This window comes from Ruegeria sp. HKCCE3926, from assembly GCF_017872515.1.
Lineage (GTDB): Bacteria > Pseudomonadota > Alphaproteobacteria > Rhodobacterales > Rhodobacteraceae > Ruegeria.
On the sequence record NZ_JAEDOU010000008.1, the window covers coordinates 175,691 to 201,460 of the forward strand.

Annotated in this window: 25 protein-coding genes and 1 tRNA gene; 12 read left to right on the plus strand and 14 right to left on the minus strand. The window is 57.7% G+C overall.

The genetic code is table 11. From position 1 onward, the window contains the following. Positions 1–3 precede the first annotated feature (3 nt). Positions 4–972 carry a 5-dehydro-2-deoxygluconokinase gene (iolC, locus tag I9184_RS18040; protein ID WP_209835329.1) on the minus strand — a complete coding sequence of 323 codons (969 nt, stop codon included), beginning with the start codon at positions 970–972 and terminating at the stop codon, positions 4–6. Positions 973–1,095: 123 nt separating this feature from the next. Here iolC and I9184_RS18045 point away from each other — a divergent pair, with 123 nt between their 5' ends. Together I9184_RS18045 and I9184_RS18050 are read left to right on the plus strand one after the other, a co-directional pair. After that, positions 1,096–2,199: a Gfo/Idh/MocA family oxidoreductase gene (locus I9184_RS18045; protein ID WP_209835330.1), complete on the plus strand. Its 1,104-nt coding sequence runs from the start codon at positions 1,096–1,098 to the stop codon at positions 2,197–2,199. A gap of 38 nt (positions 2,200–2,237) precedes the next feature. Continuing rightward, positions 2,238–3,371, plus strand: coding sequence for a Gfo/Idh/MocA family oxidoreductase (locus I9184_RS18050; RefSeq protein WP_171725065.1), 1,134 nt, complete (start codon positions 2,238–2,240; stop codon positions 3,369–3,371). Here the strand turns inward: I9184_RS18050 and I9184_RS18055 are convergent, their stop codons facing one another. Beyond that, entirely contained in the window at positions 3,372–4,370 is a 999-nt protein-coding gene (locus tag I9184_RS18055) for a LacI family DNA-binding transcriptional regulator (protein WP_171638007.1), read from the minus strand. Between the two features lie 536 nt (positions 4,371–4,906). Further along, complete coding sequence (locus I9184_RS18060; RefSeq protein ID WP_171725064.1) at positions 4,907–5,908, minus strand: AraC family transcriptional regulator; 1,002 nt, start codon at positions 5,906–5,908, stop codon at positions 4,907–4,909. 142 nt (positions 5,909–6,050) lie between these two features. Between I9184_RS18060 and I9184_RS18065 the strand changes: the two genes are divergently transcribed. Genes I9184_RS18065 through I9184_RS18080 form a run of 4 tightly spaced genes read left to right on the plus strand, consistent with a single transcriptional unit; the run spans position 6,051 to position 10,705 of the window. After that, a complete protein-coding gene (locus tag I9184_RS18065) occupies positions 6,051–7,448 on the plus strand; it encodes an amidohydrolase family protein (RefSeq protein ID WP_209835331.1) in 1,398 nt (465 codons plus the stop codon). Between the two features lie 25 nt (positions 7,449–7,473). Next, on the plus strand, positions 7,474–8,238 hold the full coding sequence (locus I9184_RS18070; protein ID WP_209835332.1) for a DUF3299 domain-containing protein: 765 nt from the start codon (positions 7,474–7,476) through the stop codon (positions 8,236–8,238). Further along, positions 8,235–9,413, plus strand: coding sequence for a carbohydrate porin (locus tag I9184_RS18075; protein ID WP_171638000.1), 1,179 nt, complete (start codon positions 8,235–8,237; stop codon positions 9,411–9,413). The genes I9184_RS18070 and I9184_RS18075 overlap by 4 nt, the downstream gene beginning before the upstream one ends. Positions 9,414–9,463: 50 nt before the next feature. Continuing rightward, positions 9,464–10,705, plus strand: a complete 1,242-nt coding sequence (locus I9184_RS18080; protein ID WP_209835333.1) for a membrane dipeptidase — start codon at positions 9,464–9,466, stop codon at positions 10,703–10,705. Positions 10,706–10,775: 70 nt separating this feature from the next. On the opposite strand, the gene I9184_RS18085 is transcribed toward I9184_RS18080, so the two are convergent. Then, positions 10,776–10,851, minus strand: a tRNA-Val gene (locus I9184_RS18085). A 324-nt stretch (positions 10,852–11,175) separates the two neighbouring features. Between I9184_RS18085 and modA the strand changes: the two genes are divergently transcribed. The 3 genes from modA to modC are packed head-to-tail and all read left to right on the plus strand — an operon-like array spanning position 11,176 to position 13,720. Continuing rightward, complete coding sequence (gene modA / locus I9184_RS18090) at positions 11,176–11,925, plus strand: molybdate ABC transporter substrate-binding protein (protein WP_209835350.1); 750 nt, start codon at positions 11,176–11,178, stop codon at positions 11,923–11,925. Between the two features lie 5 nt (positions 11,926–11,930). Beyond that, positions 11,931–12,623, plus strand: coding sequence for a molybdate ABC transporter permease subunit (modB, locus tag I9184_RS18095; RefSeq protein ID WP_209835334.1), 693 nt, complete (start codon positions 11,931–11,933; stop codon positions 12,621–12,623). After that, positions 12,620–13,720 carry a molybdenum ABC transporter ATP-binding protein gene (gene modC / locus I9184_RS18100; protein WP_209835335.1) on the plus strand — a complete coding sequence of 367 codons (1,101 nt, stop codon included), beginning with the start codon at positions 12,620–12,622 and terminating at the stop codon, positions 13,718–13,720. Before modB ends, modC begins: the two co-directional genes overlap by 4 nt. Positions 13,721–13,722: 2 nt before the next feature. On the opposite strand, the gene I9184_RS18105 is transcribed toward modC, so the two are convergent. Together I9184_RS18105 and I9184_RS18110 are read right to left on the minus strand one after the other, a co-directional pair. Beyond that, positions 13,723–14,649 (minus strand): Hint domain-containing protein, encoded by a 927-nt coding sequence (locus I9184_RS18105; protein WP_209835336.1) that lies wholly within the window; start codon positions 14,647–14,649, stop codon positions 13,723–13,725. After that, a complete protein-coding gene (locus tag I9184_RS18110; RefSeq protein WP_171637991.1) occupies positions 14,650–15,162 on the minus strand; it encodes a toxin-activating lysine-acyltransferase in 513 nt (170 codons plus the stop codon). 185 nt (positions 15,163–15,347) lie between these two features. Here I9184_RS18110 and I9184_RS18115 point away from each other — a divergent pair, with 185 nt between their 5' ends. Then, positions 15,348–15,755, plus strand: coding sequence for a hypothetical protein (locus I9184_RS18115; RefSeq protein ID WP_209835337.1), 408 nt, complete (start codon positions 15,348–15,350; stop codon positions 15,753–15,755). Between the two features lie 3 nt (positions 15,756–15,758). On the opposite strand, the gene hemF is transcribed toward I9184_RS18115, so the two are convergent. From hemF to clpS, 4 genes are read right to left on the minus strand one after another with little or no spacing between them, the layout of a single operon-like run. Further along, entirely contained in the window at positions 15,759–16,643 is an 885-nt protein-coding gene (hemF, locus tag I9184_RS18120) for an oxygen-dependent coproporphyrinogen oxidase (protein WP_209835338.1), read from the minus strand. Positions 16,644–16,648: 5 nt separating this feature from the next. After that, positions 16,649–17,449: an SDR family oxidoreductase gene (locus I9184_RS18125; protein WP_171637986.1), complete on the minus strand. Its 801-nt coding sequence runs from the start codon at positions 17,447–17,449 to the stop codon at positions 16,649–16,651. A gap of 36 nt (positions 17,450–17,485) precedes the next feature. Beyond that, positions 17,486–18,451 (minus strand): class I SAM-dependent methyltransferase, encoded by a 966-nt coding sequence (locus I9184_RS18130; protein WP_209835339.1) that lies wholly within the window; start codon positions 18,449–18,451, stop codon positions 17,486–17,488. 42 nt (positions 18,452–18,493) lie between these two features. Beyond that, positions 18,494–18,835: an ATP-dependent Clp protease adapter ClpS gene (gene clpS / locus I9184_RS18135; RefSeq protein WP_152456986.1), complete on the minus strand. Its 342-nt coding sequence runs from the start codon at positions 18,833–18,835 to the stop codon at positions 18,494–18,496. Positions 18,836–18,928: 93 nt separating this feature from the next. Between clpS and I9184_RS18140 the strand changes: the two genes are divergently transcribed. Together I9184_RS18140 and I9184_RS18145 are read left to right on the plus strand one after the other, a co-directional pair. Continuing rightward, the gene (locus tag I9184_RS18140) at positions 18,929–19,630 is read left to right on the plus strand and encodes an HAD family hydrolase (RefSeq protein ID WP_171637982.1); all 702 of its coding nucleotides are present in this window, start codon (positions 18,929–18,931) and stop codon (positions 19,628–19,630) included. A 279-nt stretch (positions 19,631–19,909) separates the two neighbouring features. Continuing rightward, a complete protein-coding gene (locus tag I9184_RS18145; RefSeq protein ID WP_209835340.1) occupies positions 19,910–21,304 on the plus strand; it encodes a D-alanyl-D-alanine carboxypeptidase family protein in 1,395 nt (464 codons plus the stop codon). Between the two features lie 57 nt (positions 21,305–21,361). Here I9184_RS18145 and I9184_RS18150 read toward each other — a convergent pair whose 3' ends face one another. From I9184_RS18150 to I9184_RS18165, 4 genes are all read right to left on the minus strand, one after another. Continuing rightward, positions 21,362–22,609, minus strand: coding sequence for a hypothetical protein (locus I9184_RS18150; protein WP_171725054.1), 1,248 nt, complete (start codon positions 22,607–22,609; stop codon positions 21,362–21,364). A 149-nt stretch (positions 22,610–22,758) separates the two neighbouring features. After that, positions 22,759–23,520 (minus strand): 5-oxoprolinase subunit PxpA, encoded by a 762-nt coding sequence (locus I9184_RS18155; protein WP_209835341.1) that lies wholly within the window; start codon positions 23,518–23,520, stop codon positions 22,759–22,761. A 12-nt stretch (positions 23,521–23,532) separates the two neighbouring features. Then, positions 23,533–24,531, minus strand: coding sequence for a biotin-dependent carboxyltransferase family protein (locus I9184_RS18160; RefSeq protein ID WP_209835342.1), 999 nt, complete (start codon positions 24,529–24,531; stop codon positions 23,533–23,535). Beyond that, on the minus strand, positions 24,528–25,277 hold the full coding sequence (locus I9184_RS18165; RefSeq protein ID WP_209835343.1) for a carboxyltransferase domain-containing protein: 750 nt from the start codon (positions 25,275–25,277) through the stop codon (positions 24,528–24,530). Before I9184_RS18165 ends, I9184_RS18160 begins: the two co-directional genes overlap by 4 nt. Positions 25,278–25,770 lie beyond the last annotated feature (493 nt).

Here is a 25,770-nt window from a genome sequence, read left to right on the forward strand (position 1 = left end):
CTCCTATGTGGTCGGGCCGGGATGCGAAGCGAGGAACGCGTCCAGTTCTGGTGTCGTTGGCATGGCGGGTGCGCAACCGGGATGCGACACCACGATCGACGCGCAGGCCGAACCGCGCATGACGGCGTCTTTCAGATCGTGCCCCGCCGCGATCGAGGCCAGCAGCCCGGCCATGAAACTGTCGCCAGCCCCGTTGGGTTTGACGGCCGTAACCCGGTAAATACCGGTTCGCAGCTCTTGCCCGTCCACAAAGGTGACAGCACCTTTTTCGCCCATCTTGTAGATGACGATCCGACCCGGTTTTTGGGCAAGTTCCTGCGCTTTGGCAAAACCCTTTTCGATGCCGCCGGCCATGAATCCGAATTCTTCGTCATTGCCGACGATCAGGTCGCTGGCTTCGCCAGCCCGCGACAGAACTTCGGCAGCCACCTCGGCCGAGGGCCAGCTGTACGGACGGTAATCGATGTCGAAGATGATCGGCAGGCCTGCGCTTCGGGCGTTCTCGAAGGCCTGGAATGTGGCGCTGCGCGACGGTTCGGACGCAAAGACCGTTCCAGCCGAGATGATTGCCGAGAAAGATGAATAATCGACCCTGTCCATATCCTCTTTCGTGACTTGGAAATCAACGGCCCCGTTGCGATAGATCACATTCTGAAAGTCCTCGATCCGGCTTTCGTACACGGCCAAAGACATGCGGTATTCGCCGCCCAGAATGCGGATATAGGATGTGTCCACCCCGTAATGCCGCAACCGGTTGAGGCAGAACCGCCCAATCGCATCGTTCGAGACGGACGTGATCAGCGACGCCTCGCTGCCCAACTTGACCAGCCCGGCACAAATGTTGGCAGAAGAACCACCAAGGTCGGCATGAAACGTGCTGGCATCCTCGCTTTTGACGCCAATTGGGTCTGCGTAAAGGTCCATACCCGCACGCCCCAGAACGGCGAAACGGTTTCCTTTGATACCATCCATCAAAACGCTCAAGTTTTGTCCTCCGGCAGAATGGGTCGGCAAAGTTTGGACCTTGCGTTGAATCGATTCACACGATACTGATTTTGCAACCGGTTGCAAATGATATGTTCGGAGCCGTTGCAGATGCCTGAAATCGGAATTGGAATCGTCGGCGGCGGCTATATGGGCAAGGCCCATTCCGTGGCCATGTCAGCGGTCGGCGCGGTGTTCAACACGGCATTGAGACCCCGGCTCGAGGTCATCTGTGCCTCCAGCCCCGAAAGCGCCCAACGTTACAGGACGGCCTACGGTTTTGACCGAGCGACCGATGATTGGCGGGTATTGGTTGAGGATTCCAGGGTTCAGGCAATCGTCATCGCCTCGCCTCAATCGACACATCGTCAGATTGCCGAAGCAGCTTTTGCACTGGGTAAACCGGTCTTGTGTGAAAAACCATTGGGCGCATCGCTTGAGGACAGTCTGGCCATGGTTGCTGCTGCCGAAGCGTCGGGCGCGGTCAACATGGTGGGGTTCAACTATGTTCGTACGCCTGCGACGCAATACGCACGCCAGCTTATTGCAAATGGTGAAATCGGGGATATCACCTGGTTCCGGGGGGAGCATACCGAGGATTTCTATGCCGACCCGCACGCTTCTGCCTCCTGGCGTACGACGGGCATGGCCAATGGCGCCATCGGAGATCTGGCACCGCATATGGTCAACGGTGCATTGGCGCTGGTTGGACCGATCGCGCGTGTGATGGCGGATGTTGAAACGGTTCACAAAACCCGACCGGGTGGTGAAGTGACAAATGATGATCATGCCCAGATGATGTGTCGTTTTGAAAACGGGGTTATGGGCAACCTGTATTTCAGCCGCGTCGCGACGGGGCGGAAAATGGGCTATGCTTATGAAATATCGGGAACAAAGGGCGCCATCCGGTTCGATCAGGAAGACCAGAACGCGCTGTGGCTCTACAAGCGGGAAGGACCCGAAGCGTCCCGTGGGTTCACAAAAATCCTGACCGGACCGGCGCATCCGGATTACGAGCCCTTCTGCCAGGGTCCGGGCCACGGAACGGGCTATCAGGACCAGATCATTATCGAGGCCAAAGACTTTCTTCAGGCCGTCCACACCGGAACGGCCACTTGGCCCACCTTTCGCGACGGGCATGAGGTCAACCGGGTGCTTGCGGCCGCCTTGGCATCGTCCGAGCAGCGGCAGTGGAAAGACATCCGTGATTTCTGATCGCTCAAACAAAAAAGTTCTAATGAGAGACGATGACCATGGCTAAGTTGAGATGGGGCATGATCGGTGGTGGTGAAGGCAGCCAGATTGGCCCCGCGCACCGCTTGGGGGCACAGGCTGACGGGCTGTTTGAATTTGCCGCAGGCGCGCTGGATCACCGGCCCGAAGCGGGCCGGGAATACGCGCAGCGATTGGGTGTTGCCGCTGATCGCGCCTATGGCGACTGGCAAGAGATGCTGGCCGGTGAGAAGGACCGTGAAGACCGGATCGATCTGGTGACAATCGCCACTCCGAATTCGACGCATTTCGAGATCGCCAAGGCCTATCTTGAGGCGGGCTTCAATGTCTTGTGTGAAAAACCGATGACCATGACTGTAGAAGAGGGTGAGGAAATAGTCCGCGTCGCCGAAGCGTCGGGAAAGATCTGCTCGGTGAACTATTGCTATTCCGCCTATCCGATGGTGCGGCAGGCCCGCGCTATGGTGCGCTCAGGCGAAATCGGACAGGTGCGTCTTGTGGTGACCAATTTCAGCCACGGCCATCATGGGGATGCCACCGATGCGGACAATCCGCGCGTGCGCTGGCGCTATGACCCTGCGATGGCAGGGGTTTCCGGGCAGTTCGCCGATTGCGGTATCCACGCCCTGCATATGGCCAGTTTTATCTGCGATGATGAGGTGAAGACGCTTTCGGCTGATATGGCCTCAACGATCGCAAGCCGGGAACTGGAAGACGATGCAATGATCAACTTCCGGATGGAAAGCGGCACAGTCGGGCGTCTTTGGACATCTTCTGTGGCGATCGGGCGCCAGCATGGCTTTGACATTCAGGTCTTTGGCGAAACCGGCGGGTTGCGCTGGGCGTCAGAGCAACCCAACCAGTTGATCTACACCCCGGTAGGAGGGCGCACCCAGATCATCGAAAAGGGCGAGGGGGGGCTTCATGATGAAGTGCAGCGCCTGTCTCGGGTCGCCATCGCGCACCCCGAAGGCTTCCCGCTGGCTGTAGCCAATATTTATTGCGATCTGGCGGATGCGATCCGCGGTGAAAGCCGGGATGGCCTGCCCACCGCAGCGGATGGCGTGCGATCGATCGCAGCGGTGCACGCGGCTGTTGCGTCGGGCAAAGCAGATGGTGCCTGGCAGGACGCCCGCCCGCCGATGTTCCGCTGATCAGGGGCGGGGCCGCAACGTGCCCCGCTCGACCACCCGGCAGGGGAAAATCCGTGCCTCGGGGTAGCGATCGGGCGCCTTCAGCATCTCTTCCACCAGATCGACCGACGAGGTGATGATCTGCTTGATCGGCTGATGGATAGTCGTCAGGTTGATATATTCCCAGCGCGACATCTCCATGTCGTTCAGGCCGATGATCCCGATATCGGTGCCCGGTTTCAGCCCGTGATCGGCCAGCGCCGACAGCGCCCCGATCGACAGGATGTCGTCGCCGCAGAAATAGGCCTGCGCCGGATCACCCGCCAGCAGGCGCAGCATCTCGGCCCGGCCGGCCTCGAAGGAATAAGCTCCGGCGAAGGAGTGGTTGACGGGAATCTGCGGATGGTTGGCCATTTCCTCGAAAAAGCCCCGCTGCCGGTCCAGGGACGAGGTCGCATCCTGCGGCCCGCCCAGATAGCCCACGCTGGCATAACCCCGCGCGACCAGCTCGCGCGCGGCCATGCGGCCGCATTCCACATTGTCGATCCCGACCACATGCACCTCGGGCGAGGTGGCAGACCGGCCGAACGTGTGCACAACCGGCACGCCCGCATCGTGGAACGCTTTGGCAAAGCTGGGCGGCAAGGTCGACGAGGCGACGATCACCGCATCCACCGAATATTGCCGCAGCATGCGTACGGAATTGGCGGGCTCGGTCTCGTCCGTCAGGTTCACGATCAGCGGGCGCAGGCCGCGTTCCTGTAAGGCGCGTGTAAACTGGTCGAAGACTTCCAGAAAGATCGGGTTGTGAAAGTTGTTCGAAATCAACCCGATCAGTTTGGTGCGCCCGGTCGTCAGCGACGAAGCCAGAGCATTGGGGCTGTAGCCCAGCTCTCGCGCGGCCTTTTCAACCTTGCTGCGCGTTTTTGCGGAAACCGAGGCACCTTCGGTAAAGGTGCGCGACACCGCAGATCGCGATACACCGGCCAAGGCGGCCACGTCTTTCAGGGTCACGCTCACGCTGCGGGACTCCGATTACAGCGAGGCAGGAAAACAGATAAGTCTGGCATTGCCCGAGCATTATGCATCATCGACCTGAACTTGCAACCGGTTGCAACTCTGCCGCGACGATTCAAGCGTGTTTGAGCGTCGAAATTTTGAAGGCAAAAAGGTGGGTGATGAGACACTCGAACTCCTGACATCTTCGGCATAACCGAAGCGCATTTTCCAATCCGCAGATGCACCAAGACGCCGTCTTGCATTACCGCCAAGCGCACGATTTCTTAGAAATGCTTGGCGTTGTCAGCGATTTGAAGTTGCATAAACTGCGGAACGGTTCAAGGGCATATCCTCTCCTGCCGTCTTCAAAGTCACGTCCGATCGAGCCGCAACAGGCATGCGTGACGGCGCATGCGTTGCCAAAAGGACCGTGGGGCAACAGCTTTTTCAACCCTTGGCATTGGCTCCATGACCGTGGCAAAAACTCTTGCCATCCCTTGGTGGACACACATGAGAGAAGCAGTGGAACGCCAACCCGCCCATTCGCAGCGCAGGTGCTATCCAAGGCGGAATTTGGTTGGCGTCACACCGGTCTGGTTTCGAAAAAACCGAGTGAAGTGGGACTTGTCGGAATAGCCAAGCATGAGGCCGATCTCGGCAACTGTCATTTTGCTTTCTCTGAGGTGCTTCTTGGCGACATCGACCCGCAGACGCCTTACCTCTCGGGGAAGTGTTGTCTGATGTTTCTGAAGTGCTTTCAGGAACCGCTCGGGCTGGATACCCAGCAATCCGGCCACAACCTCCGGCCCCAGCTCTGACTCATCCAGTTTTCCACGCAGGACAGACCGCAAAGCGGCCACTACGGTGACGTCTTCATTGTGTCGAATCGTGGCTGTCGGCGCTTCGGACTCCTCTGCCGCATGGTGTAGAAACAACCATTCCACGGGAAAACTGATCTGCATTCCGGGGTTGGGTCCAAGACCGACTTCGATACCTTTGTAACCGCGTGGCAAGCCAAGGATGTATCTGCTTTCCCATCGCACCCGGGACGGATCCCACGCGTTTCCGACCACGCTTTGCAACAGGCGCACATAGATGGCAGCCCCGAACCCGGTAACCTGAACGGGCGGAACGGTTGGTTCCTGTTGCCGCGCGATCCGATAGATCGCTTTGTCTGCTTCCACGACAAGGCTGTGCCGCACGGAGTTGGACTCTTGTGGCACAAGCCTGACGAACCGGGCAAAAAACTCGAACAGAGTGTTCGAGGATTGCAACGACCGAGCGAACGGCGGCCATCCTTGCAGGTCAAATGTCTCTCCTACATTCAGGCCAAGGTATCGATCCCCTGACAACTCTGAGAAGGCATTCAACAGACCATAGACCAGTTCCGAGTGGACATAGACAGATGGGTCGGACAGCAGGTCGGCCTTCAAGCCGACCTGATCCAAGGCCGGTTGCGGATTGATCCTGCGGTCGGTGAGATATTGCAGAAACGGGGCGGCCAGCGCGAGGCGGATAAAGCCTTCGCTATGCGCTTCAGAAGTGGAGCTGAGTGGCACGTCCGTCACCCTTTTTTAAACCAATGGTTTCGTTCAGTGGCCTTTTTTGCGGTCACATTCGCACATGTTAATCCAAAAGTGGCAACCCGCCCAAGAGTTTTCGGGCTACGTTCGGTAAAACGTGAATGTGAAGGGAAGACCTATGACCAACATGCGAATATCCCTTTGCCCGGCGGTAATGGTCGCGGCAGTTTTTGGTTTTTCGGTGGCTGCGCAGGCTCAGGATCAAGAAGATCCTCAAACGCTGTTCACCAATGTGCACGTCTTTGATGGCGTGAATGACCAACGTATCGAGAATGCCAGCGTATTGGTCGAGGGCAACCTGATTAAGGCCGTATCAACTGAAGTGATTGATGCCCCCAATGCTACGGTTATTGACGGAGAAGGGCGGACACTGACCCCCGGCTTCATCGAAAATCATGCACACCTGATGCTGCCAGGACCCACGTTGCCCGCAATGGAAGCCAACAGCACTTGGGAAGACCTCGCGATTCACGGCACTCAAATGGCTGAGATGTACTTAATGCAAGGCTTTACCACCGTAAGAGATGCAGGTGGCGCTAATGGAGGGCTTCGCCGCGCAATCGACACCGGGACTATTGTCGGGCCGCGTTTCTACCCTGCGGCTGCTTTTCTAAGTACGCGTGGTGGCCATGCTGATTTCGCCAACTTTACAGCACCTGTTGGCCAGTCTTCAAATTTCAGCCGTCTGAATATGGCCCAAGAAGTCGACAGTGTCTCCGAAATGTACAAGTTTGCTCGTAACAACTTTCGGATGGGAGCAACACAACTGAAGTACATGCAATCAGGCGGTGTAGTTTCAGTGTTTGACCCGTGGCAGTTATTGGCTGGATCGACGGCAGAGTTAGAAGCGGCCGTGCAGGTTGCCAACGAATACGAAAGCTACGTCATGGCCCATTCCTACCGCAAGGAAACGATCATGGCGGCACTGAATGCTGGTGTGCGATCAATTGAACACGGTTTCATGTTTGATTGTGAAATATCAGCGCTGATGGAAGAGAAAGGAGCCTACATCACAACCAATCTCACGGCATTTGATCCAAATCTCTTCGATATTCCTGCCATTCGAGATGTCCCAGCCAGCTTACGAAAGGCACAGTCCGCCACGCAGGCTTTCGGCGACTACATAAAAAACATGAATGAGTGCCCAGCTAAAAGAGGGTTTCACACGGATTGCGTAGGTTCTGTAGCTGCCTGCAATATTCAAATTGCCTATGAAAAACATCTCAATAATGAGTTCTTTGGCTCTCACGCATCGTTGGTCGCAATGACATCTACTGGCGGTGAAATCGCCGCTTTGTCCGGACCGTTCATGAACCCCTATCCCGAAGGCAATCTGGGCGTTATCGAGGAAGGGGCCTATGCTGATATCCTGCTGATCGACGGAAACCCACTTGAAGACTTTTCCGTCGTTGGAACCGGGGATCAATGGTTTGGCGCCGACCCGAGGCCGGAAAGCCCGGAAACGATCCGACTGATTATGAAGGACGGTGTGATATACAAGAACACACTGGACTGACCCAAATAACGGTTGGAGAGATTTGATGTTCCCTTGGTTTCGCGCCGCAGTTTTCGCTGGCTTTGTCCTGAGCGGTCATTCCGCAATGGCAACGCCCCATGCGACGCTTGACTGGTCTGACCTTCCGGACCCGTCGGTGCAGGTGTTCGACGACCCTTATCGTGATCTCAGCCCTGAACAGTTTGACGATGTCCTGTTCGTCGTGCGCTTGCGCGGCAGGTTGCAGCAGGATGTCGGCAGCGTTGAGGAAAGACAGAAATGGCAAGAGCTTCTGACCGAGACTGAAGACGCCTTGGCCGAGGGTGGCGTTGATGTCGACTGGCTGCTCGATCAGCGAGAGGATGTGAAAGAGCGGCGGAGAAAGGCAGGAACAAGGGGAAATCCGCGTTTCGATGGCCAGAGTGTTACGCTGACAGGCTTTGCCATTCCCGCGCCGAACGATCCGGACGGGCGAGCAGTTGCGTATTTGGTGCCAGAACGCGGGATGTGCAGCCACATGCCCCCGCCTCCGCCCAATCAGATGATCCGGGTGCGGTTGAACGGTGACTGGGCCCCCAGTTACTTCCATGAACCCGTTCGGCTTACAGGTACGCTGACGATTGAACCCTCGGTTCAGAACATGATGGTCGTGGATGGGTTTGTGCCGATGAATGCGACCTTCAAACTGGAGACGGACAGCGTTGAAACGCTGGAAACCAAGGCCGACGGTCTGGAATGGAGACAGCGTGCAGCCGATCGCGTCCGAGCTGCTGGCAATCGTAAAACTGGCGGCGCAAAGGCGTCGGAATGATAGGGCGCCTTGTTGCCGCATTGAGCATTGCCTGCGCGGGTACGGCGTCTGCGCAGGGGTTGTCCGGGCCTTCTTCGGTCGAGGCCGAGCTGAAACCTGGCGATGGCCTGACCGATCCGCATTACCGTTCCGAATTTCCGCGCAACATCGCGCCGGGTTGGTTTCGGTGGAAAGACCGGCTGGCCGAGGGCGGGTTTCGGTTCAACGTGGATTACCTGGCGTTGGGCCAATCCACGAACGCTGATTTGGGAACTGGTGAGGCCGCAAGTGGAATCGCGCGTGTCTACGGCAGTTGGCAGGCAACCGAGCGGGGTTCTTTGACATTCAAAATCGAAGATCGGCACGGATACACCGATGTTGCCCCGCAATTCCTTGGGCTGGACGGAGGTGCATTGTCGATCACCGGGACAGCCTTCAACGACAATGGTTTGTTGCTGACCAACCTGTTCTGGACCCAAAGGGCCGAGAACGGCGCGTGGACGCTGCAAGTCGGCCAAATTGATGTAACGGACTTTGTGGATATCTATGGATTGGTCAGCCCCTACAGCGGGTTCCAAAACCTGTCGTTCAACACCAACCCGACAATCAACACACCCAACCAGGGAATTGGCATTGCCGGTGGGATAAAGCTGAGCAAAAACTTCTACGCCGTTGCCAGCGTTGCAGACGCAAACGCCGATCCGTCGGATCCAAGTCTTGACGTGTTCAGGGATGGCAATCTCTTCAAATCGTTTGAGATTGGTTACACTTCGGGCTTTGATCGCATCTATTTCGACAATGTCCATTTGACCCTCTGGCATGCAGATGCGGCCGACGATGGCAGCCGTGCAGAAGATTATGGCGCCGTGTTTTCCGCGGCTTGGTTTGTCGACAACAAATGGATGCCGTTCGTTCGGGCAGGAGCGTCGAAAGGCACGGCAGCGCTGTATGATCGTTCGGTTTCTGCCGGGCTGGGCTATTACGGTCGAAACACCGATCTGGCCGGTTTGGGTTTGAACTGGGCCGAAGCAAGAAACATCGACGGCGATCAGTTCACGCTGGAAGCATTCTATCGCTTTTCAATCTCACCCGGTCTGCAAATCACGCCGTCACTACAGTTCATCTCCAATCCGCTGCTGAACGCCAATCAGGATAGCATCACGTTGTTCAGCCTGCGCACCCGGATCGTTTTTTGATGCGGCTCGAAAGCAGCAACTCACACGAAACCAATTTGGGAGGCTCAGTCATGAAAACTTGGTTGGCCGCAAGCGCCATTGCAATCGTATCCGGTGCCGCGCTGCACGCGAGCGAGGAAAGCAAGACATGGGATGCGTCGGATGAAGCAAAGCAATTTGTGAATGACACAATCGTGCTTGGCATGTTGGCCAGCCCCTACGGCACCGGCTGGACTGAAGAGGAACAGCTGCACACTTACTTCGCGCGGGCTCGGGACCACGGAATAACAGGTCATGAGATGACGCTGGCCGCAGCGGATATGTCTTTTGAGACCTTTCTTGATCAGCACTACCACTTCCGGTCGGCGATGGCGCAACAGCCAGAGAATTACCTGATCGTGAATGAAACCCGCGATATCGAAGCCGCCCATATTCAAGGCAAGACGGCGGTCATCTGGAACAGCCAGACGGCGACGATTCTGGATGGCGACCTGAGGAAGATGGCGTTGCTTAAGGATATGGGGATCAAGAGTATGATCCTGGCCTACAACGACATCTTCCGCACCGGGTCGGGGCAGTTGGCGGCCTATAACGGGCGCGATATCGGTCTGACCCCTTGGGGCAAGTCGGTGATCGATGAAATGGTGCGTTTCGGCATCCTTCTGGACCTGAGCCACACGGGTTCCAAAACGGCCAACGACGCCATGGACTACATGGACGAAAACTATCCCGGCGTGCCTTATGTTTACACGCATTCGGTTCCTGCCGGCCTTTACGCAAACGAACCCGGTGCGACGCCACGCGGGTGTTATCGGGCCATTCCCGATGACGAGGCCCTGCGTGCGGCCAAATCGGGCGGCTATGTTTCTCCGACATTCACTGAATGGATGATGGACGGCGTTTGGCCTGAAGATATCTCACCCAAGCAAGCCGCCGACATGATCGACTACTATGTTCAACTTGTTGGGGTCGACCACGTTGGGATCGCAACGGATGACATGTTCTCGACTGAATTGGTTGTGCAGTTCGCGACTGCAAACGCCAGCATGTATGATGATGGCGGCTATATGATCGACGCGTTCAACAAAGGGGCGACCGGCAACGGTGAGTTGGCCAAAATCCTTGCGGCAATTACCGATGATCTCTGGGCAAGAGGTTATTCCGATGAAGACCTCGAAAAGATCTATGGCGGCAACAAGATGCGGGTTTACGCGCAAGTCTGGGAGGGCACCCCCCCCGAACAATTTCTGAAAGAATACCCCGAGCGTCTGCGTCTCAGGCAGGAATTGCGAGAAGGGTTTTATTCGCGATAGACTTTCGGGACCGGCATCAATGATAATTGGCCCCGGATGCGGAACAGCGCAGAAATTTTGGGGGAAAGGATGGTGGGTGATGAGAGACTCGAACTCCCGACATCTTCGGTGTAAACGAAGCGCTCTACCAACTGAGCTAATCACCCGTGATGCTGCATTTAGCCAAGCCTGCGGGCAGGTGCAAGAGGGTCTGGAAGATTTTCTTGCGTTCCTTCGCTGGCGGCCGTCCAACGGGGCATATTGTCAGCAGTAGGCCGAACAGGCGGGCGTTCGGGGCGCCTCTCGGACTGGAAGGTGGGCAGCACATTTTAAGACGGATCGATGGAAAACGCCTTGCTCAACCTGCGACCCATCATGTGTAAATGGCCAAAGGCGCTTGCGCGCCACCGGTGACGTCCGATATCCCCAGAGAGACTGAAGCAAACCGGTCGGGAGTGTACATGACCCTATCCTTCGCCCGCCGATTTTGGATGGTGGCATTGGTCCTTGGCATGACGGCGCTGGCCCCGATTCAGGCCGGTGCAGAAGGCATTCTGGTCTTTGCAGCGGCCAGCCTCAAGACCGCATTGGATGAAATCGTTGCAGGGTACGAAAAGCAGACCGGTCAGAGCGTTTCCGTTTCCTATGCGGCGTCGTCGGTCCTCGCCCGGCAGATTCAGCAAGGCGCGCCTGCGGATGTGTTTGTCTCCGCCAATACGGATTGGATGGATGTGTTGGAGCAGGACGGTTTGATCCGGGCAGACTCTCGGGTTGATCTGCTGGGCAACGGCCTTGTTCTGATCGGGGCTGAAGATCATGCGCAAGTGGGTGAGATCCAGCCCGGATATGACCTCAAGGCGGACTTGAAAGACGGCTATCTGGCCATGGCACTGGTCGACGCGGTGCCTGCCGGTATCTATGGCAAAGCTGCTTTGCAAAGTCTGAACCAGTGGGAGGACGTGCGGACACAGGTGGCGCAGGCCGACAATGTGCGCGCTGCGCTGGCTCTGGTGGCGGCAGGGGCCGCGCCGCTTGGGATCGTGTACCAATCAGATGCCAGGGTGGAAGAAAGGGTCCAAGTCGTTGCGACATTCCCTGCCGATCTGCATCCACCGATAATTTACCCTGCGGCACTGACCCTCAATGCAAAAGAAGGAGCACACGCCTTTCTTGAACACCTGAAAACGGATGCAGCCACGGCTGTATTTCTGGAGCAGGGATTTACCCTGCCGGTCAGGTGATTGCCTTGGATTGGTTGGGGCCTGCCGAAATGGAAGCTTTGAAGCTTTCATTGCGCGTGTCTTTCTGGGCGACGCTGGCGACTTTGCCGTTTGGGATATTTGTCGCTTATGCTCTGGCGCGTTGGCGGTTTCCTGGACGACAGGTTTTGAATGGTCTGGTGCATTTGCCTTTGATCCTGCCGCCGGTTGTCACCGGATACCTGCTGTTGCTGACCTTCGGCATTCAAGGGCCGCTGGGCCGGTTTCTCGCCGAGTTCGGGATCGTAGTGGCCTTTCGCTGGACAGGCGCGGCCCTTGCCGCCGGGATCATGGCCTTCCCTTTGATGGTCCGGGCGATACGTTTGTCGATCGAAGCGGTGGACCCGAAGCTGGAACAGGCCGGGGCAACTCTGGGCGCGTCGCGTCCGATGGTGTTTTGTACGGTGACCTTGCCGATGATTTTACCGGGTGTCATAGCCGGGGCTATTCTGGCCTTCGCCAAGGCCATGGGTGAATTTGGTGCGACGATTACCTTCGTGTCCAACATCCCGGGTCAGACGCAGACGTTGCCTTCGGCTGTCTACGCCTTTTTGCAGGTCCCGGGCGGCGAGGCAGCCGCGACGCGGCTGGTTCTGATATCGATCGTCATTGCAATGAGCGCGTTGTTGCTGTCGGAGTATGTGGGGCGGCGTGCTGCAGCTCGGGTGGCCGGATCATGAGCCTGTCTGTTCGGTTGCACCACCATCTGTCGGGGATCGATCTGGATGTCAGTTTTGATGCGCCACCGGGCGTGACGGTGCTGTTCGGGCGCTCGGGATCGGGCAAGACCACCATCGTCAATGCCGTGGCAGGGTTGTTGCGGCCCCAGGCGGGCCGGGTGTCGGTAGATGGCTGGGTTCTGTTCGACACGGAACAGGGCCTGTGGCTGCCGCCGCATCGGCGCCGATTGGGGTATATTTTTCAGGAAGGGCGGTTGTTCCCCCATCTGACCGTGCGCCAGAACCTTGCCTATGGGCGTTGGTTTGCGCCGAAAAACACACGCCGCGAAGACCCCGACAGGGTCATCGACATGCTGGGCATCGGTCATCTGCTGGACCGCAGACCTGCCGGGTTGTCAGGCGGTGAGAAACAGCGCGTCGCCATCGGGCGGGCCTTGTTGGCAAGCCCGCGGTTGATCCTTGCAGATGAACCGTTGGCAGCACTGGATGATGAGCGAAAAGCGGAAATCCTGCCCTATTTCGAGCGTCTCAGGGACGAGGTGTCGGTTCCGATCCTCTATGTGACCCACTCTGCCGCCGAAGTGGCCCGGTTGGCAACGTCCGTTGTTGCGTTGCAGGATGGCAAGGCAGTTCGCCACGGGCCCGCATCCGAAATGCTTGCCGACCCGTCAGTAACCCCTGCGGGAATTCGTGCCGTCGGGGCCGTGTTGCAGGTTCAGGTTGCAAAGCATCATTCCGACGGGCTGACAGAGTTGAACGCCAATGGCGCGCGGCTGTTTCTGCCTCGTGTCGCGCATGAGGTCGGGGCAAACTTGCGGATTCGGATACCCGCTCAGGAAGTGATCCTGTCGAACAACAAACCCGAGGGGCTTTCGGCGCTGAACGTGCTTGGCGGGACCGTGGACTCGATCCGGTCAGGCGAGGGGCCGGGTGCCATCGTGTCGGTAAAGACCCCGGCGGGCAATGTGCTTGCGCGGGTTACGCGTCGATCTGTTGCGGCCCTGAACCTGAAACCGGGCAGCACATGTTATGCCGTGATCAAGACGGTTGCATTGGCCCCGCAGGATGTCGGCGGGCGCATTGTGGCCAGCAGCTAGGCTCAGGCGAGGGCGCGGGCTTCGTGTTCGCGCAGTATCAGCCGAGCCGCGCGTCCGAACCCGGTGTGACCCGAGGTCGGTCTGTCCGGAAATATCGAAGCCAGTTCCCGCAATGCCTCAGAGGACAGCCCATAAAGGGCCTCTTCCCCCAGAAACAGGCTTTCGGCCTGCGCGCCTTCGGCGTTCAGGATCTCATGCCGGTCCAGCAGGACGTGGAGATATTCGACCGTTTGAACCGATGTATCGATGCAGATGCCGGGCCATCCGCACAGGTGTTTGGCGGCAACCAGGGCTTCGAATGCGCCGAAAAGCAGCTCGACTTTCGGGCCTTTGACCAGGATCCTGTGCTGCTGCGACACCAGAAGGTCTCGTGAGGGTTCGTTCGGCCCCAGACTGCCCGCCGAGATACGAACGGGGCGCAAAGCAGGTTCATCGCATAATCGTTCGGGTGGAATTCTGCTGCTTTCGATCCAGCGGATAGGTTGCAGACCGTGATCGGCAGTGGCCACCATATGACCCGCGTCCAGCGTTTCGATCGCAAGCGGGCCGCTTTCAGTTTCGATCAGGGTTCCGGCCGCAAAACAGACGCCCTCGATCCGGATGACCACTTCCACCGGGTCCGGTGTGCCGGTGAATGGAAGGGTGAAAGGGCCGGCTTGTGTTGTACCCGAGACGCTGATGAAGAAAGAATCGAAGACGACTTCGCCTTTGTCGAGGCCATCGAAAAATGTCGGGTCGACGGTATAGGTCCACTCTCCCGTGTTCGGGTCGATCGAGGCGGTGCCGTTGGCGGGTTGTGTCGCAATCGTCCAGGTTTGCGTGACCGGATTGAAGTTTCCATTGTCCAGAGTGGGTTGTCCCGTCTCAACGTTGGGTGGAAAACCAGTCACATCCCCGGTCAGTTCACCTGTGATCGGAACTGAAACCAATTAACCCTCGCCTTGCTGCAACACGCGTTCAAATTCCTTCTTGCGATACAGGCGCATGTGAACCTCGCCCGCTTCATCCCGCGTCCATTCAACAATGCGATTGCGTGTCATGTCACTGTCCATCCGGTTGGTGCGCACACGCGGGTGCGGGATTTCCTGCTTGAGGATATCAACAATTTGGCTGGTCTGTCCAAACGGAGCCACAAGATCAATGATCCAGAAGGATGATCCGCTGGTGAAGTCCGTGTCGGAAAGGGGTTTTTCTTTCACCGCATAACGGAACTCGGCTTCGGGGTTGAGCCCGGCGAAGGTGACAAAACCACGAGGGAATCCGTGCTGCCGGAAGATATGGTACTGGCCCAGGCGAAACGGAGTTTCGAACGCGTACAAAACCTGTGCCAGACTGCGTTTCTGATGTGTTTTCGTCAAACCCGCCAGATAGAACATAGCGCCCAGATCCGCATATTTTTCCGGCGTGAAGTCGAACCAGTCTTTTGGAAACGTCTTGCTCAAAGAGATGCCCAACAGTGTAACGGGAACCAAAAGTCTACAGCGAGTGTACTGCTTTCCTGCAATATGGGTAGAATAAATTCTTTGATGTGGTCAGTGTTGCCGGCTCGTTGGCCTGTCCTGCTTTACTCGCAGGTCGTCCCGACTATGCTATTGGTATCGGACCCTTGTTTCGGGATACCTGGATTATGCGTTCATTCAAGACTCTGGCTGCTGCCGCGCTTTTATCGATACCTGCGATAGCCGAGGCTGTCGGTTTCGGCCTGTCCGTTCGGCCGCAATTCCGTACGGAAATCACGCCGATGCCGGACGGTGTCTACGAGGTCAAGGCCATCGGATCCTCAGCGCCCGTGAATTATTGGTGTGGAATTGGGGATTACGCGATCCGCAGTCTGGGCGTGCCAAACAACCAACGGATCTATATCTGGCGCGCCTATGAACCCGGCGTCCGGACCGTGCAATTCTCGCTGACCCCGCCGCCGGGGGCGGATACCAAGCCGGGATATTCCATCACCGTCAGGAAAGTCGGGGCCAACATGTCGGCGTCGTCGGCGCAGAACTACTGCTATGACAACTTCATCATGGACACGTTCTGAGCGTCAGACCCATTTCGCCAATGGTGGCAGGCTCATCAGAACCGCGTCCGGATCATGTCCAGTTTCCAGTCCGAACTTGGTGCCGCGGTCATAGACCAGATTGTATTCAGCATAAAGACCGCGATGCACCAGCTGGGTGTCTTTGTCGGCGTCCAAGAAACCCTGTGCGCGCCGTTTTTCAACCAATGGCACGAAAGCGGGCAGGAAAGCCCGACCGATATCCTGAGTCAGGGCGAAATCCGCCTGCCAGGCCCCAGTGCAATAATCATCCATGAAAATACCGCCTACGCCGCGTGCGCGTTTGCGGTGGGGAATATAGAAATACTCGTCCGCCCACTCTTTCAGGCGTGGATATTGTCCGGGTCCATGCGGGTCCAGATGAGCCTTTTGGGTATCATGGAAATGCGCCGTATCGTCATCATATTCGATGCAGGGGTTCAGATCCGATCCGCCGCCGAACCACCAGGCTTGCGGGGTCCAGAACATCCGAGTGTTCATATGCACCGCCGGGACATGGGGATTCTGCATATGCGCCACGAGGCTGATCCCCGAGGCCCAGAAACGCGGGTCTTCGGTCATCCCGGGAATGCCTTTGCGTGCTGCCATCGCCTGTTGTGCACGTTCGCCCAGGGTCCCGTAAACTGTCGAGACATTGACCCCGACCTTTTCAAACACGCGCCCGCCGCGCATCACGGACATCAGACCGCCCCCTGCGTCAGAGCCGTCCTCGGACTGGCGTTTGGTTTCCTTGACTTCAAAGCGGCCGGGCTTTGCGTCTGAAAACGGGCCGGTGTCGTGGCTGTCCTCCAATGCTTCGAATGCGGCAACGATGTCGTCGCGCAATTGGCGGAACCAGGCAGAGGCGGTGTTTTTTTCTGTTTCGAACATGGGTCTCAATGCGCAGGTGCGGCAACAGGGTCAAGCAATGTGCGGCCGCCGTCGATTGTCAGGATCTGGCCGGTGATGAATCCGGCTGCATCCGATGCCAGATACTGCGCGGTTTCCGTCAATTCAGTGGCCGACGCGATACGGGCAAGCGGTGTGTGCTTTTCGATATCGTCGCGGAATTCCCGGTTCTCTCTCAGCGTCGATTGCAGTGATGCACTCATGACCGAGCCGAGCGCAATCGAATTGACCCGGATGCGGTTCGGCGCCAACGCCACGGCCAGTGAACGTGTCATCTGGTCCAGCGCGGCTGTCGACACGGAATAGGCCATCAGGTCGGGATGCGTGCGGCGGGCCGCGATGGATGACAGGTTGATGATCGATCCGGCAGGGCTCTCATCGTCATCCCCGGCCTGTTTGATCATACGCTTTGCGACCAACTGGCTGAGCCGCAGCGCGGGCATCAGGTTCTGGTTCAGCAAGGTGCGCATCGAGTCGTCATCGGGATCAAGCGGATCAGACTGGATCACCTGGCGCGCGCCGTTGATCAGAATATCCACCTGATCAAACGCATCCAGTGTTGCCGACAGCAAATTGGCAATGGTCAGCTTTTCACGCAGGTCGCCTGCGAAATACCGAATATTGCCGTCTTCTGCCTGTTCCCCCAGCTCATCGACCAGACGTTTTTCATCTATATCGGCGAACATGACATTTGCGCCCGCATCCGCGAAATGCCGACCTATGGCCAGCCCGATGCCATTGGCCCCGCCTGTAACGATTGCGGTCTTGCCTGCGATGGAAAAGGACATCCGAATCCTCCTGAATTAGGGGCAGGTTAGCTGGCCTTATCGCCGAGGGCGAGAGGCCTCAAACACCTTGAACCGGTTGTCGCCGGCGGCTTCATCGACCCGAGCGAAGTGTTCGTTCAGAGTGGTTTCGTAGGGAAGGTGGCGATTGGCGACCATCCATAGGGTTCCGTTGCGCGTCAGATTGCGTGCCGCTGCTGCGATGAAACCCTGCCCCAGCGTGGGGTCGGCACTGCGTGAGGTGTGAAACGGGGGGTTCATTACAACCGTGTCCAATGGCTCTGGCGCCGTCCAAGTAACGGCGTCAGCCCAATAAAACCGGACCCTGGGGTCAGAGGCGTTGATGCGCGCGCAGGCAAGGGCCGTGTGGTCTGCTTCGACAAGATGCACGGATATTAGGTTGTCGCGCTTCAAAAGCTCTGCGGTCAGATACCCCCACCCGGCACCCAGATCGGCCACGCGCGGCCCCAGCTTGGCAGGCAAGGCGTTCAGCAACATGGCCGAGGCGGGATCGATCCCGTCCGCTGAAAACACACCCGGTGCCGTGTGGTACCCATCGACGATCTGCGTCTTTGGCGCAGCCCAATCTGCAAAGCTGTGCGGGTCAGCCTGAAACCAGAAGATTTTTCCGTGTGCCTTGGACAGAGGCCCTTCGACCGAGACCCTTTTGCGAACATCTTTCAGAATGCTGTCCACGCCATCGGTCTTTGCGCCATCGATCACGACAACGCCGCGGGCTCGTGAGCTGGCCAGATGGATCATCGCCCGTGCAAGCGCCTTGGCCCGCGGCAAAAACACAATTGCATCCTCGCAAGGGTTTTCTGCCTCGGGCACCGTGTCAAAGCCCTGCGCGGCAAAATGGTCATAAAAAGGTTTGAACGGCTGCACCACCTGCGCCGCATGGGGAAGCGCCGACAGATCATGGGTTGGAACAGGGCAGATCACGCTGAGGGGCGACGACAGCGACAGGCCGTTCTGCAATGCAAGTTCCAGGCGAGGGGACATGGGCAATTCCGGCAAATATGTGTGAGGGTCAGGCGAAAAGCCTTATTCTTCGCGTTCCATGGTGCATTGCAGCGGGTGCTGGTGCCGGCGGGCGAAATCCATAACCTGGCCAACTTTGGTCTCGGCAATTTCATGGCTGAAGACCCCGACGACGGCCACACCTTTTTTATGCACGGTCAGCATGATCTCGAATGCTTCTGCATGGGTCATGCCGAAGAAACGTTCCAGAACATGAACCACGAATTCCATCGGCGTGTAATCGTCGTTCAGCAACAGCACCTTGTACAAAGGCGGACGCTTGGTTTTTGGGCGCGTCTGTACCAGAACGGACGCGTCGCTGTCGTCGTCCGGTTCGTCAGACATCATCCAGGTCTTTTCCAGCATCGTAGGCAACTGTCCGATTCAGTTTTGGGGTTTATCTTCGCGCTTATATAACGTGGGGATGGCCGGTGAAAAGAGCAAGCGGACGTAAACGAGATGACTGACAAGCTGACGACAATCGGTTTCGATGCAGATGATACCCTGTGGCACAATGAGCGTTTTTTTCAGCTGACGCAGGCGCATTTTGCCGAGCTGCTGGCCGATCATGCCGACCAGGATCATCTGATGGAGCGGCTTCTGGCGGCCGAAAAGCGCAACATTCGACACTATGGCTATGGCATCAAGGGCTTTGTTCTGTCGATGATCGAAACCGCTCTCGAGGTCACGGATGACCGTGTGCCGGCCTCGGTCATTCGCCAATTGATCGAAGCCGGGCAAGAGATGCTGGCCTATCCGATCGAGCTGTTGCCCCATGCCCGCGACGCGGTGGAAGGCATGACAGGCTTGTGCCGGGTTGTCTTGATTACCAAAGGGGACCTGATCGACCAGGAACGCAAACTGGCCCAGTCGGGTCTGGGCGATCTGTTCGACGCAGTGGAAATCGTGTCTGAAAAGACCCCTGAAACTTACCGGTCGATATTTGAGCGGCATGGTGATGGCCCGGCGCGCGCGATGATGGTTGGCAATTCCATGCGATCTGATGTTGTGGCTCCGATCCAGGCAGGAAGCTGGGGGGTTCATGTCCCGCACGGTCTTGTCTGGGAGGTGGAGCATGCCGAAGCCCCGGTCGACAGTCCCCGATTCCGGGAGTTGAGGGATTTGGGCGGTTTGGCCGATCTGGTGCATAGCCTGAAGTGATGTTGCCTATTGGCCGCAGTTCCATGAAAACCCTGCCGGGTGTTGACCAAGTTCTGCCTCAATCGCGCATCTGGTGGGCTTTGGGCAGTATTTGTCTAGATATAGCCCAGTTCAGGCAACCTAACGAAACCGCGAAATGCTCAGCTTTCGGTTTATTTCACCAAGTCTCTGTGATAGTGTTTACGATAATAAAATAATTTTTGCTGACCGGGAATACCCGGCGGCGCGAGGCAGACAGAGGCAAAAATCGTGCAGATTCGGCGGACAGTTCCGGCCCGAATGGGCTTTTTTCTCATAGTGGTGTTGTGCGTGCTGGCGTTTGCGCCGCTCAGGTCCATGGCGGCACCTTACGCAGCGATGGTGATTGATGCCCGAACCGGAGAGGTTCTGCATTCGCGTAATGCTGATACAAGGCTTCACCCGGCATCGCTGACCAAGATGATGACGCTTTATATCGCGTTCGAAGCGGTGCGGAACGGTGAGATCACTCTGGATACCCCGGTTCGGATCACCAAAAAGGCGGCAGCCGAGCCACCGTCGAAGCTGGGCCTGCGCGCTGGTCAGACAATTGCTTTTCGCTATCTGATCCGCGCGGCTGCTGTGAAATCGGCCAATGATGCTGCCACGGCCATCGGTATTGCCATCAGCGGGTCCGAGGCAGCTTTTGCGCGTCGTATGACGCGAACCGCCAAGGCGATGGGGATGAGCCGCACGACCTTCAAGAACGCCCATGGTTTGACCGAGGCGGGGCATCTTTCGACCGCACGTGACATGACCACGCTGGGTCGGCATCTGCTGTATGACTATCCGCAATACTATAACCTTTTCTCGCGTCAATCGACGCATGCAGGGATCAAAACCGTTCCCAACACCAACCGTCGCCTGCTGGCGGCCTACAAAGGCGCCGACGGCATCAAAACCGGTTACACCCGTGCGGCGGGGTTCAATCTTGTGGCATCGGCAAAACGCAAGGATGAACGCATCATCGCCACCGTTTTCGGCGGAAAGTCCGGCGCCTCTCGGAACGCCAAGGTTGCCGAGCTTCTGGATTTGGGTTTCCGCCGCGCTCCGTCCCGTGCGCCCATTCGCAAACCTGCCCGACCGGCCTATGCTGGAAATACCGGATTGGGTGTCGGGACGCAGGTCGCCAGCGTGAGCGGCGCGCCAAAATCCAGTTTGCGCCCGGTTCGGCGCCCCTCCGCGTCGACGCAAGTCGCAAGCGCGGTTGCTGTGACAGCTGATGAGAATCGTGGACGCATTGACAGCGCGATCGCGGCGGCCATTGCCGAAGCGGATATCGCACCAACTGCACCGCCGGTGGAAACATCCGATACCCGTCCGGCATTGCGCCCCGACAATCTGGTTCTGGCTTCGACGGATTCCACCAAGCAGCCAGAGCCTGAGCAGGAGGTTGTCACTCGGCTGTCTTCGTCAGGTGGGCACCTGTGGGGGGTCAATGTGGGGCGCTATACCACGCGGTATGAGGCCGAGAAGGTTTTGCTGAAAACCGCATTGTCGGAAATGACCACACTGGAAGGCACGCTGCGCAAAGTGAACCAAAGCGCGCGTGGGTTCGACGCAACCTTTCAGGGCATGACCCGCGAACAGGCGGATCTGGCCTGTCGCCGTTTGCAGGCCCGCAACGTCACCTGTTTCATGATCGGGCCATCATAAGGTTCGGCATATTCTCTCCTGAATGGGTCTGGGCTGCGGTATTCCGCAGCCCTTTTTTCAATCGAAAACGTGACCGTGCTGGTATTGTTCGTCCTGTCCGGCGGCGGCTGTCAGGGCGGCGACATTGTCCTTGGTGAAGAACCCATCATATTTGTGGCACCGCTCGATATACTCGGTAATCAGCAGGGTATGCTTGGAGTGTTTCGAGAAGATCTGTTTCAGGTTCGGGTCGTCTTTGCACTCGCCCACCACATGGGCCAGGAACGGCACACCCTTGTCCTTCAAAGTGTTCACAACGAAATCGACGTTCTTTTCCCCGGCGCTGTGATCGCCATCCTGAATCTCGACGGCCATGTGGTGCAGACGACGGCCAAAATTGCGCACGAAATCCTCGGTCGGCATCGGCAGTTTGGCGAAGGAGTTGACGAAGGATGGCGTGTTGTTTGCGGTGAATACCTTGGCCGGAGATTTTTTGTCATCGTCCACATTGCCGTTGCGGTTCACGTTGGTCGATGAGTTCATGTCGAATATGTTGTAAGCGCCCCAGAAATAATAGGGCACCATGGTCAGAAACTCGAGGATCGCATCCTCGCGCTCGCCCGCCAGGACCCGCGTCGCAAGATGGTCGATTCCCAGCATCAGCGGGGCAATTTTGCTTTCGGTTCCAAAGGCGGCGGCCTGTTCCAGACGGGCCTGTTCCGTGTCGCTCAGCAACACGCGATCCCCAAGGCCCAGACTGTCGGTGTCGTTAAAGTCGTGGGTCGAATACCCGACGCGGTTGCAGGTGAAATCGGACGGGGTGGTGAATCGGAACCCGTCCGATGTGTAGAACGGGTTCTCGGTATCTCCAGGATATTCGAAACGTATGTTCTGATCCTCAAGTGCATGGGTCAGCGCGTCCAGATCACAGGCAGCAAATACCTCGCCTACATAGCGCGTCTGCGGTGTGTTGCGCGCCAGTGGATACATGCGATTGATGCGGGGGATAAAGTCTTCGAATCCGGGGCTGAGCGGCGCCATCAGGATCAGCGCAGGATAGTCGGGATGTGAATGCAGAACCGAGACTCTGTGGGTTCGTCCCAGATAGCTGGCGGTGTGCCGATAGGGTGTCATCACGTAAAGTTCGACCATTGTGTCGAACACCGCGTCAGGTTCGACCTGAATGATGATGGCCCGCATTGCGCCGACCTGATCCGCAATGCCCGAGCTTGTCCGGCGTTCGTAAATCTTTGGAAGGTATTCGTTGAAGAAGTCCGAGTTCTTCTTGTCGCCCCGGGGCTGATAAGACATCAGATCAAATGACATTCCACGACCTCCTTGCTCTTGCCCGACATGGGTCAAGGCATTGTTTGAAATTGTAGTATTCAGAATATGCGTTTGCCCGCCATGCTAGGCGCTGAGGCCTGTACGGGCAACAGTCGTGAATTTGGGTTGCCGACGTTAACCCATGATGTTCAGCGGGTGAATTTCGTCACCTCGACACCGCCCCCGATCAGGCTTTCACGAACAGAACGGGCGATCTGCACCGCAGTTGGTCCGTCACCATGCAGGCAGATTGTGTCGATCGATGTTTCCAGCCGCTTGCCGCTTTCGGTGATGATCGCGCCTTCGCGGACCATGTTCAGGATGCGAGGTCCTGCGACATCCGCGTCGTGGATCACCGCGCCGGGCAGGCTGCGGTCAACCAATGTTCCGTCGTCATTGTAGGCGCGGTCGGCAAAAATCTCGCCCACCCATTTGCAGCCCAGCTCGCGCACGGCGTCTTCTTGTTTCGTCACGGCAAGAACCATCACGATGATGTCGGGATCGACGTCCAGCGCGCCCTGATAGCAGGCCCGCGCCATATCGACATTGAGCGAACACATATTGGCCAGTGCGCCGTGCAGCTTTAGATGGCGAACTCTGGTGCCAACCGCATTGGCCATGCCCATGGCTGCGCCCAACTGATACCGCACCAGATTGCGGAGGGTGTCCTGAGACAGCTTCATGTTCCGGCGGCCAAAGCCTTGCAGGTCGGGAAACCCGGGATGCGCCCCGATGCCGACACCATTCTCGGCTGCCAGCTTCATTGTCGATGCCATTACATCCGGATCACCCGCATGAAAGCCACAGGCAATATTGGCCGAGGTGATGATCTTCAGAAGGCTTTCGTCGTCGCCCATTTTCCATGGGCCAAAGCTTTCCCCCATATCGGCATTCAGATCGACGCTTGGCATCGGCACATCTCCTTAGTCGGTGGCAGAAATCACTCCGCTGATCAATTGGTAGGACAGCAAGTCCGGGATGTCATGCGGGTTACGCACCAACGCTTCGACTTTCGAGGGCAGGCGGGCAAGATCCGCCATGAATGCCGCGTGCAATTCGGTGGCTTGCTCGATGCTGACAAATTCGAACGTGATCGCTCCGCCCGCGGGTGTCTGCGCTGCGCGGGGCATGTCGCAGGGCAGAACGGTCGCGATGCGGGGATACCCTCCTGTGGTCTGGCATTCGGGCAGCAGGATGAACGGGTCTCCGGTTCCGGTCATCTGGATGTCGCCCGGGGAAATAACCTCGGACAAGATGTTCAGTTGGCCAGTGGCCGCAAACCCGTCGCCGTCACTGTTGACTTGCATCCCCATCCGGTTGGCGCGTGCGCCACGATGGAATGAGGTGCGCGCAAACCGATCAAGCGTTGCGTCATCAAACAAGGACGTCTGGAAGCTGGCGACGACACGCAGAACGCCACCCGAGAAGCGTTCGGAAGGGGGCAGTTTCAAACCAGCGTCGCCTGCCTCCGCGCCACAGGTCAGCCGGTCGCCCGGCTTCACCGCTCGCCCGATCCGTGCCGTCAGGTGCGCGGATCGAGATCCAAGAAAAACCTCTGAATCGATACCGCCCCCCAAATGAAGATAGCCGTAATTGCCTTGCAGAAGCGCACCGATGACCAGCCGTTGTCCGGGCTTCAGGTGATGCGAGGCATTCCAGGCCACGGGGCTGCCATCAATGCTGGCCTGCATCTGCGCACCGGTCAATGCGATGCGCATGTTCTGTGCCGCCTCGAACGTGCCGCCCATTCCGGCCATTTCCAGCGCAGCAAGTTCCGGGCTTTGGCCGAGCAATGCGGCGCCTTCATGAAGGGCCAGTGTATCGACGGCCCCGGACCGGGACAGGCCCTGGTCCAGATAACCTGAGCGCCCCTGATCCTGGATGGTGCAAGCCGGGCCGATCTGGTGGACGATCAGGCTCATGGCGCAATCTCCTCGCAGGTTGCTCCGCCCGTGCCATCTTCGTTTTTGGCTCTGATTTGTTCCAGGTCTTCGCGGGAAATGGGTTCGAATATCAGTTCATCCCCAGGCTTGAGGGCGAATGCCTCGGTCGTCTCGGGCCGGAAACACCGAAAAGCCGTCTGCCCGACATGCCGCCACCCGGTTGGCGTCGGCCCGGAAAACAGGACAAACTGAGATATTGCAAGAACCAGAGCGCCTTCGGGCACCATGGGGGTCAGGTTTTGCAGCCGCGGAATATTGAACTCGGGGGGTAATGGCCCAAGGTAGGGTTGCCCGGGGGCGAACCCTATCGTCAAGACCCGCACGCGGGACTGGCCAAGCCGCCGTATTGCTTCTTCCGGCGCGAGACCGGCAGCAGCAGCGGCATCGTCCAGCTGGGGCGCAAGGTCGGTGCCATAGACCGTCGGAATTCGCCACAGCCTGCGGCCTGTTGGAAGTGGTGTGCTGTACCAGTCCTTCTGATCGACGAGGTCCTGAAGCTTGTGCAGCATCTGTTGGTGGGTGGTGCTTTGCGTATCGAACCGGACATATGCCGAGGCCAGCGTGGCAGAAGATTCCGTGACCTCTGCCCATTGAAGCCGATCCAGTTCAGATCGAAAGGCCAGCGCCGCTCGGTTCGCTGTCTCAGACATCGTGTCCGCAAATGTGACAAGCGCTCCGTCAAATCCGACGGTTCTGACCAGTGGGAACGTAAGGTGACGCGTCATGCCTGTCTCGCTGAAGAAGTCGAAAACGAATGTCCCAGACCAGAACTTATCTCGGTGGGATGTTCAAGATTGGTGTTCAGAATGTTGGCACGCTCAAGGTGTGGTCGGAATCATGTAGACCCCCTCGGCATGATGCAGTTCGAAATCTGGCCTTTAGGGTTTTCAATGCAGATTCTGGCAGAGTCCCGAGTCGATTCACGGGCTTGAGTCGCGCGGCCTTGTGTTCAGTGTCGGTCGATTCCCTATATATAGTAGTGCCATCTTGTGTCTTCCGGGTTGTGTCGTGGCCATCCGATGGAGAGAGTCCCGACCGACACAGGAAAGGTGAGCTTTCGACGCTTGTAATATGCTGTTTTTAAATGGTTATCTAAGAATTTTCAAAAAAATGCTCTGCGGCGTCATTTTCCGCTTGCGGGATTTGTTTGTTATACTTAGAACCCCCTTCACCGGCGCTGCTGAGGCGCTGGGACGCGGCGGAAGCGGCGGTTACGCT

Bases quoted from the DNA above. Each gene is read 5' to 3' on its own strand.
- iolC (WP_209835329.1), bottom strand. From the start codon at position 972: ATGGATGGTATCAAAGGAAACCGTTTCGCCGTTCTGGGGCGTGCGGGT.
- I9184_RS18045 (WP_209835330.1), top strand. From the start codon at position 1,096: ATGCCTGAAATCGGAATTGGAATCGTCGGCGGCGGCTATATGGGCAAG.
- I9184_RS18050 (WP_171725065.1), top strand. From the start codon at position 2,238: ATGGCTAAGTTGAGATGGGGCATGATCGGTGGTGGTGAAGGCAGCCAG.
- I9184_RS18065 (WP_209835331.1), top strand. From the start codon at position 6,051: ATGACCAACATGCGAATATCCCTTTGCCCGGCGGTAATGGTCGCGGCA.
- I9184_RS18070 (WP_209835332.1), top strand. From the start codon at position 7,474: ATGTTCCCTTGGTTTCGCGCCGCAGTTTTCGCTGGCTTTGTCCTGAGC.
- I9184_RS18075 (WP_171638000.1), top strand. From the start codon at position 8,235: ATGATAGGGCGCCTTGTTGCCGCATTGAGCATTGCCTGCGCGGGTACG.
- I9184_RS18080 (WP_209835333.1), top strand. From the start codon at position 9,464: ATGAAAACTTGGTTGGCCGCAAGCGCCATTGCAATCGTATCCGGTGCC.
- modA (WP_209835350.1), top strand. From the start codon at position 11,176: ATGGTGGCATTGGTCCTTGGCATGACGGCGCTGGCCCCGATTCAGGCC.
- modC (WP_209835335.1), top strand. From the start codon at position 12,620: ATGAGCCTGTCTGTTCGGTTGCACCACCATCTGTCGGGGATCGATCTG.
- I9184_RS18115 (WP_209835337.1), top strand. From the start codon at position 15,348: ATGCGTTCATTCAAGACTCTGGCTGCTGCCGCGCTTTTATCGATACCT.
- hemF (WP_209835338.1), bottom strand. From the start codon at position 16,643: ATGTTCGAAACAGAAAAAAACACCGCCTCTGCCTGGTTCCGCCAATTG.
- I9184_RS18125 (WP_171637986.1), bottom strand. From the start codon at position 17,449: ATGTCCTTTTCCATCGCAGGCAAGACCGCAATCGTTACAGGCGGGGCC.
- I9184_RS18130 (WP_209835339.1), bottom strand. From the start codon at position 18,451: ATGTCCCCTCGCCTGGAACTTGCATTGCAGAACGGCCTGTCGCTGTCG.
- clpS (WP_152456986.1), bottom strand. From the start codon at position 18,835: ATGCTGGAAAAGACCTGGATGATGTCTGACGAACCGGACGACGACAGC.
- I9184_RS18140 (WP_171637982.1), top strand. From the start codon at position 18,929: ATGACTGACAAGCTGACGACAATCGGTTTCGATGCAGATGATACCCTG.
- I9184_RS18145 (WP_209835340.1), top strand. From the start codon at position 19,910: ATGGGCTTTTTTCTCATAGTGGTGTTGTGCGTGCTGGCGTTTGCGCCG.
- I9184_RS18150 (WP_171725054.1), bottom strand. From the start codon at position 22,609: ATGTCATTTGATCTGATGTCTTATCAGCCCCGGGGCGACAAGAAGAAC.
- I9184_RS18155 (WP_209835341.1), bottom strand. From the start codon at position 23,520: ATGCCAAGCGTCGATCTGAATGCCGATATGGGGGAAAGCTTTGGCCCA.
- I9184_RS18160 (WP_209835342.1), bottom strand. From the start codon at position 24,531: ATGAGCCTGATCGTCCACCAGATCGGCCCGGCTTGCACCATCCAGGAT.
- I9184_RS18165 (WP_209835343.1), bottom strand. From the start codon at position 25,277: ATGACGCGTCACCTTACGTTCCCACTGGTCAGAACCGTCGGATTTGAC.